This is a genomic window from Bacteroides sp. (assembly GCF_029057325.1).
GTDB lineage: Bacteria > Bacteroidota > Bacteroidia > Bacteroidales > Bacteroidaceae > Bacteroides.
Genome location: NZ_JAICZW010000015.1, coordinates 25,368 through 38,897, shown reverse-complemented (window position 1 = coordinate 38,897; position 13,530 = coordinate 25,368). Strand labels below are relative to the sequence as shown.

Annotated in this window: 7 protein-coding genes; 2 read left to right on the top strand and 5 right to left on the bottom strand. The window is 50.0% G+C overall.

Features of this window, described 5'->3' with window-relative positions:
- Window positions 1–12 precede the first annotated feature (12 nt).
- The gene (locus K2G43_RS01045; protein WP_300152736.1) at window positions 13–2,142 is read left to right on the top strand and encodes a hybrid sensor histidine kinase/response regulator transcription factor; all 2,130 of its coding nucleotides are present in this window, start codon (window positions 13–15) and stop codon (window positions 2,140–2,142) included.
- Window positions 2,143–2,241: 99 nt separating this feature from the next.
- Here K2G43_RS01045 and K2G43_RS01040 read toward each other — a convergent pair whose 3' ends face one another.
- On the bottom strand, window positions 2,242–3,930 hold the full coding sequence (locus tag K2G43_RS01040) for a PHB depolymerase family esterase (RefSeq protein ID WP_300152735.1): 1,689 nt from the start codon (window positions 3,928–3,930) through the stop codon (window positions 2,242–2,244).
- A 138-nt stretch (window positions 3,931–4,068) separates the two neighbouring features.
- On the opposite strand from K2G43_RS01040, the gene K2G43_RS01035 reads away from it, so the two are divergent.
- A complete protein-coding gene (locus tag K2G43_RS01035) occupies window positions 4,069–4,467 on the top strand; it encodes a hypothetical protein (protein ID WP_300152734.1) in 399 nt (132 codons plus the stop codon).
- Between the two features lie 132 nt (window positions 4,468–4,599).
- Here the strand turns inward: K2G43_RS01035 and K2G43_RS01030 are convergent, their stop codons facing one another.
- The 4 genes from K2G43_RS01030 to K2G43_RS01015 all read right to left on the bottom strand — a co-directional run bounded on the left by K2G43_RS01030 (window position 4,600) and on the right by K2G43_RS01015 (window position 13,517).
- On the bottom strand, window positions 4,600–6,135 hold the full coding sequence (locus K2G43_RS01030) for a M20/M25/M40 family metallo-hydrolase (RefSeq protein ID WP_300152733.1): 1,536 nt from the start codon (window positions 6,133–6,135) through the stop codon (window positions 4,600–4,602).
- Between the two features lie 22 nt (window positions 6,136–6,157).
- On the bottom strand, window positions 6,158–9,403 hold the full coding sequence (locus K2G43_RS01025; protein ID WP_300152732.1) for a glycoside hydrolase family 2 TIM barrel-domain containing protein: 3,246 nt from the start codon (window positions 9,401–9,403) through the stop codon (window positions 6,158–6,160).
- A gap of 483 nt (window positions 9,404–9,886) precedes the next feature.
- The gene (locus K2G43_RS01020; RefSeq protein WP_300152731.1) at window positions 9,887–11,956 is read right to left on the bottom strand and encodes a trehalase family glycosidase; all 2,070 of its coding nucleotides are present in this window, start codon (window positions 11,954–11,956) and stop codon (window positions 9,887–9,889) included.
- A 25-nt stretch (window positions 11,957–11,981) separates the two neighbouring features.
- Complete coding sequence (locus K2G43_RS01015; RefSeq protein ID WP_297641789.1) at window positions 11,982–13,517, bottom strand: RagB/SusD family nutrient uptake outer membrane protein; 1,536 nt, start codon at window positions 13,515–13,517, stop codon at window positions 11,982–11,984.
- Between the last annotated feature and the right edge of the window lie 13 nt (window positions 13,518–13,530).

Here is a 13,530-nt window from a genome sequence, read left to right as displayed (position 1 = left end):
GGCACTCACGGAATGACATTCTTCAATCCGGTGGAAACTCCTTTCAAATACGATGTTCCCCTGACGTTCGAGAATCTGAAGATTCATAACAAGCTTGTATATCCCGGAAAGAATGCAATCATCGACAAGGACCTCTCCTACCAACCGGACGTATATCTGAAACATAGCCAGACCAGCTTCAGCATATCATTTGCCGCATTGGATTATAGTGAATACGAACGAATACACTATCACTACCAATTGGAAGGCATTGACCGCTACTGGATAAATGCACACACCAACCGGGAAGCTTATTATGCCAACCTTCCCACAGGAACCTATATGTTCAAAGTAAAAATCACCAATGAAGACCAAAGCATAATCGGAGAAGAAAAACAGTTGCGCATCATCGTCAAACCTGCTCCTTGGAATACCTGGTGGGCAAGATGTGCATATGCTCTGGCAATCATCGGAATAGCCGGTACACTTATACACAGTTGGCGGCGCGTAAGAATCGAGAAAGAAACCGCCTGCCGTGCCGAACAAGAAAAAGCACAAGAGCAGAAAATGAATAAGACATACATGAGCTATTTTACCAACATATCCCACGAGTTCCGGACACCACTGACCACGATGTTGGGTTCCATCAGACAACTGTGTGCCGCCCCCGGCCAATACAGTGCCAACCGGGAACTACTGAATGTTCTGCAAGACGGTATTCTGCGGATGCTCCAGCTAGTCAACCAATTGCTCGATTTCAACAAATTAGACAACGACAATCTGGGACTGGAGGTCCAACAGACCAACCTTGCCTCCACCATCAAACGAATCATCAGTTTCTTCAACATCAATGCCCAAAGCAAGAATATAACCCTTAGCATTCAGGGATTACACCATGACATCCTCTATTGGGCCGATGAAGACAAAGTAGAGAAAATACTGAGCAATCTGCTTTCCAATGCCATGAAGTTTACTCCTACAGGAGGTGAAATAGAAATCTCGTTCGCCATCGTCACACGCCAAGAAGCCGAAGAGTTCTTCTGCCTGACAGAACAAGACAAAAGCGTCCGGTATATCCGGATTTCCGTAACCAACACCGGAGAAAACATTCCGGAAGAACAGCTGGAAAAAATCTTTGAACGGTTCTATCAGATAAAAGGCAACAAAGGGACTTACAATTTGGGAACCGGCATCGGGCTTTATTATGCCCGATGCCTTGCCCGGTTGCACCACGGACACTTGAAAGCGGCAAACCGGAAAGAAGGGAACGGAGCCATGTTTATCCTGATTCTGCCCGCAGACGATTTCTCGTACACAAAAGAGGAACGGTTCTATGGTAAAAAAACACTCCTGAACAATACTTCCATAGAACCTGCGAAAATAGAACCGGATGCTGCCCGTGAAGGTAAAACAAGTCCGAAAACAATACTCATAGTAGACGATGACCCGGCCATCATGCACTATCTGCAGATTCTGCTGACCCCGCATTATCACATCATCAGCCGACTCAATTCCACCAACATCTTCCAGACCATTGTAGACGAAGCTCCGGATTTAATACTGAGCGATGTACTGATGCCGGACAAAGACGGTTACCAGCTTTGCAAAGAGATTAAAACAAACCTGCAATTCTGTCACATACCCGTCATTCTGGTAACCGCCAAATCCACTGTGGAAAACCAGATAGAAGGATTGCATACCGGAGCAGACGCATACGTGCCCAAACCTTTTGAACCGGCTTACTTACTGGCCCTGATTGAATCACTATTGACGAACCGTGATAAAATGCGTAGTTTCCTGACGAACAATACCCGGACAAGCCAGATGAAAGAACTTGCCCTTACCCCAAAAGACGAGGCCTTCATGACAGAACTGTATAAACTAATGGAAAATGAACTGGATAATCCGGAACTGGACATCACGCGGATGGCCGAATTACTCAAAATCTCCCGTACCAAATTTTACTACAAGGTGAAAGGGTTAACCGGCAAGAATCCAAGCGTTTTCTTCAGAACTTATAAACTGAACCGCGCAGCCGAACTAATCAAGGAAGGAACCTATACCATTTCCGAAATAGCGGACATGACCGGCTTCAATACCCTTCCCCACTTCTCTACCTGCTTTAAAAAGCAATTCGGCATAAATCCGAGTGAGTATCAATAAACCTTGTACATCCCTTATCAGCACCCACGGCTCCCTCTAATTCCCTTAAAAGAAAGAGCCGTGGCCTGCATAGAGATTACTTCCGATAAAAGTTGCCGATTATCGCTTGTTATAAACCAGTTTCTTCGTCTGCGGGTCGCGGGAGAATTGTTTCATGAAATCCCACATCAACCGTGCGTCAGGCTTGAAGTTCCAATGACCGTAGTCATTCACAGCCACGACTTTAATCAGCGGAATGTTTCCCTTGTAAAGCACTCCCGCTTCCATCGTGACGCGCTTGTTGGTGGAAATCACTTCCCTATCCTTCAGCGCTATGCCGAAGGTGGCATCTTTCGAAAAGTCAGGTCGACTGCTCACCTCCATGCCGTTCATGGTCTGATAGGCAGTCCAGGCACAGAAAAAGGCATTGGTGCGCCAATTGTTCTCGCTTACAAAAGGCACAACTTCGTCGTCCGTACCCGTCACAGAGAAATAAGCGGTCTCCACACTGCCCCGTTTCTGCACCGCCTCGTTCATCAGCGCTTCGCCATTGTAGCCGAACATATACCGGTCGGGGGTCAGCCCAGCCGATTGGGCACCCACAGCGGCAAACACGTGCGACTTGCGTATACCGAGCCCCGTAGCCGTGGCGGCTCCTGCCGAAAGCCCTTCGGCATATACCCGCGAAGGGTCTATCTGCGGATAGGTCTTCAACAGATGATACACCACCTGCTCGATGCCGTCCAACCCCATAGGAGCATAACCGTTGCCCTGCCACTCCAGTTCAGCAACGATGAAGTTTTCCTCGGCCGCCAGCTCAATGAAACCGGATGTCTCAGCCTGCGTACGCGGATCATTGTTGTTGCCATGCAGCAAAAGCAACAACGGCACAGAAGCCTTTTCTGCCTTCAAAGTAGCTTCCGGATGGAATTCATACCATAGGAAATCGCCTGTACCGATAAGGTCTTTCTTCATCACACGACGAGTGATTCCCCAATCTTCGGGCATGATATACGGCTCCAGCTCATACGTACCATATTGGTCGAATTGAGCTCCTGTGTACCAAGTATGTTCGTAATTGTTGAAACGGTAGTTCTTGCAAAGCAAAGTCTTCCAAGCTTCCGCAAAAGCTTCTTTCAGGGAAATGTACTTGTTTGCACTCACCACAACCTGCTGTAGAGGCTCCTGCCGGTTGGCATAACAAGCCAACCCGTCTTCTTTCCGCACCGGTTCCGCCTGATTCTGCAAGATATAGGCTGCCGCTACCTGCCGACTGTGTGTTCCGGCAATAAAAGCAGGAACGGGGGCGGCACCCTCGGCCGTCTTGGCCGGTCGGCCATTCAGCGATACGATACCGGCAACAGCACCCGCATGTCCGGCAATGGTTCTATTAACGAACGTCGCCCCCTTACCTATACCGATTATCTTCAGATTAGTAAAAACACGCATCTTGTTCAGGAAATTCTTATAAGCTTCCAAATCCTTCACCGCATCATACTCCTTTCCCAAGGGGTTCATCACACAGACCGTCCCCGAATAGGTGTGCGCATAGGACGCAATACCCAATTCATCCGTCAACGCCGCCGCTTCGGAAGCATCGCACGGCTTGTCCGGATAAATCACGAAAAAAGGGGAGAAGCCGGGAAAACGTCCCTCTACACTTTTGCACGTATCACGCGTAATGTAAACTTCCTGCTCCAACCCAGGAAAACGAACAAACGGAGGAAGCCCTTCAGGGGTTCCTCCAGCCCCTTTCATCTGCAATGCAACTACAGAAAACAAGAGCCCAAAAATGAAATTCAGTTTCATAGTATCTTTAACAATTTGTTTTACAACCGCAATATTAGCGAATTACCCTCAAAGCATTCTTTCCTATTTGTTCAAATGTTTATCCTCCGGTTCAATTTTATTCATTACATTTGCAGTGTTTCTTAAAACCAACCGTATATGGCACATCGTCTTAATACCAACAAACAGTTTATGATAGGCAACGGCATCCTTGCCTTTGCCGTGATTTTCGTAGTCGTCATCTTTGTCTACATGAGCATGAGGCTGCAACAACAGAAAGCGGAAAACCGCAACTTCATCGAAACCTATACCATCACACTGACGAAAGGCTTCGCCGGAGATTCCACCTCCATCTACATCAACGACAGCCTGCTGGTGAACCGGATCATCACCGAAGAACCCTTCGTCCTCGAAGTGAACCGCTTCGCCGAACAGAGCGCCCTGATGATTGTGGACAATGCCACCGAAAAGCTCTCCCTCTTTGAATTGAGCGAACGGGGCGGCAACTACCGCTTTGAGAAGGAAGGGGAAGAGGTGAAGCAACTGGCAAAGGAATAAGGACATCCACGCTTCATTTCAAGCCTCAAGGCATAGCTATAAACTCCCGAAAAAACATAGAACTATGCTCGCCACAGATTCTTGTAGCGAGCATAGTTCTATAAACATTACTATTTCAAAACAGATGAACTATCAACGTCGGGAATAAGCCTCCGGATAACCGGGCTTGGCAGGAATGCGATTATCGTCCATCGCGGCATTCAAGGCAAGCCATGCCACGATAGCGGCATTCACTTTCAGGTCTTCCAATGAGAGACGCTCGTAAGTGTCCATTGTCGTGTGATAGGTACGGTCATACTCCAACGGATCCTGAATAAACTGATAAGCAGGAAGTCCCAGCACAGAGAAACTGACATGGTCGGTACTGCCGACCTTGAAAGGCGAAAGCGTAGTGAATCCTAACGATTTAAAAGGCTTCATCCATGTTTCAAAGAAAGGTACCGCCTGGTCGTTTTCTTCCAAATAGACTCCTCGAAAACGTCCGGAACCGAAATCCATATTCAGATAAAGGGCAAACCGGTCATATCCGGGCAAAGCACTCCCCTTCTTCGAATCATACAGATACGTGGAAGCATAGCCTCTGGAACCATAATACCCCTGTTCTTCCGCGCCCCATAAAGCCAGACGAATGGTACGACGAGGGGAAATACCCAGTGCCCGAAGAATGCGCATAGCTTCCATCATAACGATGCAACCCGATGCGTTGTCAGCCCCTCCGGTACCGCCATGCCAAGAGTCAAGATGAGCACCGATAAGCACCACCTCGTTCTTCAACTTGGAATCGCAACCCGGAATTTCCGCTATGACATTATTGACATGACGGGTCTCAGTAAAACGGTTCTGAATATCCAGTTCCATTTCCACCTTTTTGCCCCTATTCAATAAGCGTACCATGCGTCCGTGGTCTTCGATAGGAAGAATGATTTCCGGAACAGGCTGCGAATCACCTATCTTATATTCTACTCTTCGCGACGTAGGGACATTGAACGTACCACCGCCACAGACTACTGCCAGCACATTTTCCGATTTCAAAAACAAAGAGACAGCATGCTGCAATTCCTGCATGGCTTTCCAGTTCTCACCATCCGATGCCTGGCGGCGTTTACCCGGACGACGGTCTTGAGTCATTCTCTGCAATTGCGCGTCCGTATAGCGGCTGGCCAAAGGTTCGTAGGAAATCTGATACTCCTGCTGAACAGGCATCAGCACAATCTTTCCCGCTAGTTTTCCACGATACTTTTCCAAATCACTTTTAGTTTTCACGTCAAGTGCCATACATTCACCTTTCACCAAACCGTCCGTACTACCTGACCATGCCTTGGGATTGGCGGCAAAACTGCAATAATAAGGGAAGGTCATGGCCACATAGTTTTTCTCATTGTCCCAACCTCCTTTGGGATATTCAGAAGCGACCTCTGTTCTGGGGTTGGCAAGCCCCCACTCCTTCAGTCTATCCACCACCAACCTTTCAGCCCGTTCACTCATCTGAGAGCCTGCCAGACGAGGACCTAACTCATCAGTCATGAATTGCGACAACTCTTCTACCTGCGAACGGTTGAAAGCTTCCTCTTTCACCCGAAAAGCCATTCCTTCGGGCTGGCAAACCTGGGCATGCGATGAGATTGCCCCACACAAGACAACCGCCCATACTACACATTTCTTTCTCATATCCACTTTTATTTGATATCCATTAAAAACGTCTTCCGAATCCATCGTGACCGATATAGAACGCATCACCATCAACCGCTCCATCAACGACCGGACAGAGGCGGAACGAGAAACTGTAACGGGAAGCCGGAATCAGGTATTGCTGGTGCGGGAAGGCTCCCCAACTGGTATCGCCACCTACACCCATCTGACGCCAGTCAATGTTCCAAGTCGTCATATCCTTGGACATGACATCCGAAAGATGACGCTGGCTCTTGCGAACGCCCGGTTCGTCAAGGTCTTCGGTCGGGAAGTCGTAGGTGCTGCCGGCAATATAGGGGGCGCCGATAGCCATCAGGCCGATGCCTTGTGCGTTGCGCAGGCTCATCCAGCGGACATCCACCTTGTTGCCGGTTTCCTGCGGACGGTCATAGCGGAAGTATTGGTCCTTGACGTTACCCTTATAACGACCGATGTAAGAAGATATGCAACGGTCAATATAGTTCTCGTGCGGGCCGCGTCCCAGCCATTCCACCGTATCAAACTGCTTGTCCAGCGTAAGTGTCAGTCCCAGACGAGGCATCAGTGGCAAGGTATCACTACCTGCAATGAAAGTACAAGTCACATCCATACAACCATCGCCCGCAACACGGTAGTTCATAATAAGATCTGATGAACCTGCCACTTCGTAACGTGAAGTCACCTCGCAAGTGCCGTCGCCTGCCTGCCGTTGCTCCATAGAAATGAAACGGGCCTCGCGACCTGCTGTACGCCAGAGTCGAAGACGTGTGTGAAGCCGTGCTCCCATGTCATTATCTGTAACCGGACGCCAGAAGTTGGGGCGAAGGGATTCTTTTAACGCTTCCACTCCATCAATGGTATATGAACAAAGTGCTCCGTTTTGCTTATCAAAGCCGATAGCGCTTTTTCCGGCAGACAAGGTCAGACGTGTATCTGTCTCGGAACGAGTCACCTCTCCACGAACGGATTCCATGACCATCGGATGGAAGAAAGGCAACTTAAACTGTGCCGATGCAATCTGTGTACCAGCTTTCAGAAGCCCTTCGTCTTCACGCTGCGTGGCCCATACGGTGAGGTAATACTCCGTGCCGGGCAAAGGCTTGATAACGGGGAAATCCGCTTGAATCACCCCATGCTGCTGCGGTTGCAGTGACAATCCGTCGAAAGAGCCTTCAGCAAGTTTCTTTCCATTGCCCTCCAGACACCAAGCGAAATCAAAGTCACTCAAGTCGGTAAAGAAGTATTTGTTGTTCAGTTCCACCAGACCGGTGTGATAGTCCAACAACGAAAAACCAATATTCTGGTACACCCTCTTCACTTCGTGAATATGCGGTTTCAAGGTACGGTCGGCACAAATCAATCCGTTCATCTGGAAATTGGCGCTACTGGGCGTCCCTGCCGGAGCAAGGTCGCCGCCGTATGCCCAGTAGAAACGGCCTTTCTCATCCTTGGCGGCAAATCCTTGATCTACCCAATCCCAGATAAAGCCACCCTGAAGTGAGGGATATTTTTCAATGACATCCCAATAATCTTGAAAATTGCCTACGCTGTTACCCATCGCATGAGCATATTCACAAAGAATCAGCGGCTTGGAAGGCATATAGATGGCATGGTTGATAAGCACATCAATCTTCTTGTACATGGGACAGAAGATGTCGGTATAGGGACCTTTGATGCCGTCTTCCGAATGTACAGGACGCTGCGAACGGTCGTTGGCATGAATCCAGTTGTAAGTAGCCGCGAAGTTGCATCCCGAACCACTTTCGTTGCCCAGCGACCAGATGATGACAGAAGGATGATTCTTATCGCGCTCAAACATGCGTTCTGTACGGTCAATGAAAGCCTTTTCCCACTCCGGCTGATTGGCCAATGCCTTATTCGGGTCATACCCCATCCCGTGGCTCTCGACATTTGCCTCGTCCACCACGTAAATGCCATACAAATCGCACAACTCGTACCAACGCGGATCATTGGGATAGTGCGAGGTGCGTACAGCATTGATGTTATTCTCTTTCATCAATTGTATATCCTTTATCATCATTGCCTCGTCCACCACATGACCGGTATAAGGGTCGTGCTCATGACGGTTCACACCTTTTATATATACCGGCTTTCCGTTCACCAGAAGCTGGGCGTGCTTGGTTTCCACTTTCCGGAATCCAATCAGTTGAGACGTATATTGTTGCGCCCGTCCTCCATTGTAAAGAGTGAGGTTCATGCGGTAAAGGTTCGGCTTCTCCGCACTCCACAACAACGGCGATTCAATCTTGCGGCGGAAAGCTATTTCACTGCCTTGGGCAGGCAACGGCTTACATTCCTTGTAAACGGACTTGCCTTCACGGTCCAACAGCTCCACTTCGACGGAAGCCCCCTTCAGCTTCTTGCCCGGCATACTGCCCAGCTCCACAAAAAGATTGAAATCCGCATCTTTATAATCACCATCAAGGTCAGTCACCAGTTCATAATCGCGGATGTGGATAGCAGGACGGGCATATACATATACATCCCGCTGAATACCCGCCAAACGCCAGTAGTCCTGGTCTTCCAGATAGTAGCCGTCACTAAACTTATATACCCTTACGGCGATTTCATTCTCGCCGCTTTTTATATAAGGGGTAATATCAAATTCGGACGGAGTCTTGGAATCTTGCGAATATCCCACCTGCTGCCCGTTAACCCATACGTAGAAAGCAGACGCCACACCACCGAAGTGAAGCACAACCTGCTGTCCTTTCCAATTTTGCGGCACCGTAAACGTACGTTTATACGAGCCTACCGGACTGTTCTCCACATCAATCAACGGAGGATTCTTCTTAATGCCATAGCCACTACCCACATAGAAAGGGTAGCCAAACCCCTCCATCTCCCAATTGGAAGGCACCTTGATGGTGTCCCAACCGGCAAGGTCGGCACCGGGTTTGAAGAAATCTTCGGGACAAAGGTCGTAACGGGGCACATACTTGAACTGCCAACTCCCGTTCAAGGAGAGGTAATAAGGCGATTTAGTCTTATCACCCTCTACAGCCATGCTTTTTGTAGGATAGCCCATGAAAGTGGCCGCCGAAGGAAGGCGGTTGATGTGGAGCACATCAAAGTTTTCCCAATCGTTGTCGGAATGTGGGTATTTATCTCTATGCACCGTCAAGGTATCTTGTTTAGGCGCATCGGCATTCCTCTCCACCGGAGCGCCATTGTATTGGGATTGTGCCATGCTTGTCAGTGACAACGACAACGCACTCCCAATCAATATAAATCGGATTCTACTCATTGAATGTTTTTTTCTTTAGATAAACCTGTTGGCGGAATTAAATCCGCAAGGAAATAACTTCTGCTATTCCCCCTATATTTCCCGGTTTGACAGACACTTGCGTCTGTCGTCTCAAACACTTGTGTCTGTCAGCTTGAACACAAGTGTTTGTCACGCTGAACACAAGTGTCTGTCAAGTCATTTTTCAACATCTGATAATCAACGCATTAGAAAACACCAGGGAGCAGGTCTGCAAATTAATTCTGCCAACGGGTTCAGATAAGTTTATAGAAACGACCTATTCTCATCGGTACCTCCACCATACCTCTGGTAGATGTGTCAAAACATGCATCTCGATTTCTTTTAGGCACGGATTACACAGATTTACACGGTTTTCTTCTTGACTAATCCGTGTAATCCGTGCCTAAAATCTATCATTATGTCAGTTCCTTTTCGTTTTGACACACCTTCAGCAAGTAAAGTGTGCACCTTCGGTCAAAAGTATTATTGATTCAGCAGCAACCTCAGAATCAAAGCGGAAGACCATCCGAAGTTGGGCGAATTCAGCACCTCGCCTGTCAACGGATTGTAGTTCTCATGGATGGGGCCGTCGGTCATCAGTCCTTGGGCATGTGCCATGAACTTACGGGTCAGCAGGTCGGCTTCCTTGTCATAACCGTAACGCTTCAAGCCCGTAATGCCGAAATATACCTGGTTGAACCAGACCGGTCCGCGCCAGTAACCGAACGTGGGTCGCAGCGCCGGATGGCTGACATCGAGCGTGCCTAACGGCAAGTAAGAGTTGAAGTGTTTTTCATCCATCATGATATTCTTCACGCTTTCCGCTTGCGCCGGTGTAGCGATGCCGGCCCACAAAGGCAGCCACCCTTCGGCTCCCATTACCTTGACAGGCGTGCGGTCATCCAGACGGATGTCGTAGAAGAAGCCGCTTTCGCTATCGTACATCTTGGTCTGTACATACTGCTTGATGACTTCCGCCTCATCGGTCAACTGCTTTGCCAGTTCCTGCTTGCCAAGAATAGTGGCCATCTCCGCCAGCGTCAGCTTGTCCACATAGAGGAAGGAGTTGAGACAGATGTTCTCCTGGTCCATAGACCAGGCATTTTCCATCTCGTTTTTCAGCATCCGGGTGTTGTCAAAGCGGACGCCGTTGTCCATACCACTTTCCCAGGCAGCGGCAATCAGGGTGCCATCGGTAGAGCCATACTCGCAGATGCCGTTGTGGTCGTGGTCGCGTTCGGCAAACCACCAGCGGTGGAACTTATAGAGTTTGTCGAATATCTCGCCCAGGAACGCCTTGTCACCAGTGGCCTTATAGACGTTCATGGCACCCCAAGAGGCTACGGGTGGCTTGGAGTCGCGCCAGTTGTTGCGCGCCTTGTTGTAACCGATGAAGTCAGGCACCATGCCGTTCTCCGCCTGATAGTCGAACAGAGAGAGCATTTCGCTCTTGGCCCCTTCGGGATTGTAGAAGACATTGCCCGAAGCAATCTGCCAGGCATCCCATGACCAGCAACCGCCGATGAAACCGTTGTACGACGGGAAGCTGCATCCGTGCAGGATGTCGCCGGCAGGCGTACGCCAGTTGGAGTTGAGGGTCATCAGCGCCTTCACCACGATGTTGCGGTAAGCGTTCTCCTTCAGATAAGGGCTGTCGGTGGAGAGCACGCGTTGCAGTCCTTCGTTCCAGCGCTTGGCATTGTCGGCAAAACATTGGTCGAAGGGAAGGGCATTCATAGCGGCGATTTCCGCTTCCGTGTCTTCTCCCTTCAGGGTCAGGGTCTGGGTGTACTCCGAAGTGTAGCTCTTTCCGGGTTGCAGCACATAGTCGGTCTTCTCGACGGCACGCAGGCTGTCGTTTCCGATGGCCACCACTTCGTCCGCCGTGCGGAAGCGTACGGTAGTCGTCACCTCGTCCACCGGCGGCTCGTTGTTCAGGACAATGACCTGACGGTTGGCACCCCAGCGGCGGCCGTAGAACGGACACTTGAACCTGACGCCCTTGTCCACGGCGGAAGCCACAGAATTCTTCTCAAAAACACCGCCGTCCCAGGTCAGCGACACGCTCAGGGGCTTGTCGGCAAGGTTGGTAACGACGGAACGCACAAAGGCCGTGCGCGAGGTGGCAAAGCAGAGCTCGGTGGTGAATTCCAGTCGGGCATCCTTGAAGGTCTGCACCAGCTTGCCGGGCAGGTACTTCGCAGTCTGCGTGTTGCGTGTCAAGTCGTACTTCTCACCATCAACCAGCAGTGTGGGCTGTGCCAAGGTCTGTGCCACCCATCCTCTACCGGTCATCGTCATCGGACCGATGAAGGCACCGGCAAACGCCCGGCTCTGGTTCACCGGCAAGGCATAGCCACTCCAAGCACCTAAGTCGGAAAACAGGTTGAGGTCGCCCCCGTAAGATTGTTCGGGCACGTTCTTCACATTCAGCAAATTCGGGAAGTCTTCTTGCATCGTAAACAAGGCTTCCCCGGGCTGTGTGGCGGCCGGGGTACATGCCCCCAGCCATAGGATGCCACATACGCCGCATATAGGCAATAGATGTTTCATAAACGATTGTCGATATTATAAGAGATTACTTGCTATAGTTGGGGTTCTGTTCCCAATCGGGGTTCAGCAGGAATTCGTTGTGAGGGATAGGAAGCAACTGGTGCTTGGTGTTCACGTAGTTCTGCACGAACGGTTTGTTGTGTGCCTTCAGGGTCTCTTCCACAATGCCCCAACGAACCAAGTCGTACCAACGCGAGCCTTCCAATGCCAACTCGCAAGGACGCTCCTTCTCCTGCAGGTGCTTCAGCACCTCGGTCTTGCCCATCGTGAGCGGCAATGCCGGCACATTGACACGGGCACGTACCTTATTTATATATCGGATGGCCTCCTCCGTTTCGCCACGGTCGTTCAGACACTCGGCATAGAGCAGCAGCACATCGGCATAACGAATCACGGAAACGTTGAAGAAACTGTAATCCCAGTAGTCGCTCATGCCATCGGTATGGGTAACGTACTTGTGCCAGAAGATTTCGCCTTCGTTGTGATAGTCCTTGAAGGACTTGCCATCTTCGTAATAGAAAGGACGGCAGTCGGGGTCATCGAAGATAAGTGTATTCAGCAAGCGGTCGCTGGACTTGCCATCTACCGTCTTGTCGGCCAGCAGGGTCTGGCTCATCCATTCCGTAGGATAAGCCTCCTCGTAGGCATCCAGTCCGGCCATGGGACCCAAATGCACGGCAAACAGGTTGTATTCGGAATGTCCGCCGGAACGATCGCCGGTAAACTGGATTTCAAACAGGGACTCCTTGTTGTTCTTGTGCATACCGTCGAAGTTGTCTGCCCAATTGTCCATCAGGCCGAACAGGATGCCTTCCTTATCAATGATTTTCTTGAACTCAGCTTCGGCCTTGCTCAATTCCTTGCGGAACATGTAGAACTTGCCCAGAAGAGCCGCCGCCGTATAGCATGTGGCACGTCCCTTGTCGCTTTCTTCATAGCTTTCAGGCAGGTCGCTCTGCACAGCTTTCAGTTCCGATTCAATCAGGTTCACCAGTTCACCGGACTGTGCCTGCGGCGGATAGAACTCTTCGTTCGTACCGGTCAGTGCTTCCTGATAGATGGGCACTCGCTCGCCGAAGTTCACATACAGACGATAGTAGAAGTAAGCACGCAGGAAACGGGCTTCGGCCATGGTCTGCTTCTTCAGGGCATTGAGCGCCTCGGAATCGCCGGGAACATTGGGGATGTTGCTCAGGCACTGATTGGCATAGTTGATACCCATATAGAGGTTGGTCCACTCCTTGCGGATGACGGAGTTGGTAGATTCGATGTTGAAGGAAGAGATGTTCATCCAACTGGTCACGTCATCGCGATGCGTTATCTCATCGCTCCGGTAGGTGTCTATCACGATGTAGCGTTCGAAGGGTACCGCCCACGACACATTCGGCTGCAAAGCTGCGTAAACACTGGTCAACCCTTTCATAATATCTCCTTCGTTCTTCCAGAACACGCTGGGCGACAAAGCATTGGGATTAGAGTCTTCATCCAAGAAATCTGCACAAGAGGAGAAAGACATTCCGCCCAACAGGGCAGCATATAATAGTATGTTTTTGAATTTCATAATCTTCGTATTA

Coding starts and splice junctions, on each gene's coding strand:
- K2G43_RS01045 (WP_300152736.1), top strand. CDS start 13: ATGACATTCTTCAATCCGGTGGAAACTCCTTTCAAATACGATGTTCCC.
- K2G43_RS01025 (WP_300152732.1), bottom strand. CDS start 9,403: ATGAGTAGAATCCGATTTATATTGATTGGGAGTGCGTTGTCGTTGTCA.
- K2G43_RS01040 (WP_300152735.1), bottom strand. CDS start 3,930: ATGAAACTGAATTTCATTTTTGGGCTCTTGTTTTCTGTAGTTGCATTG.
- K2G43_RS01030 (WP_300152733.1), bottom strand. CDS start 6,135: ATGAGAAAGAAATGTGTAGTATGGGCGGTTGTCTTGTGTGGGGCAATC.
- K2G43_RS01035 (WP_300152734.1), top strand. CDS start 4,069: ATGGCACATCGTCTTAATACCAACAAACAGTTTATGATAGGCAACGGC.
- K2G43_RS01020 (WP_300152731.1), bottom strand. CDS start 11,956: ATGAAACATCTATTGCCTATATGCGGCGTATGTGGCATCCTATGGCTG.
- K2G43_RS01015 (WP_297641789.1), bottom strand. CDS start 13,517: ATGAAATTCAAAAACATACTATTATATGCTGCCCTGTTGGGCGGAATG.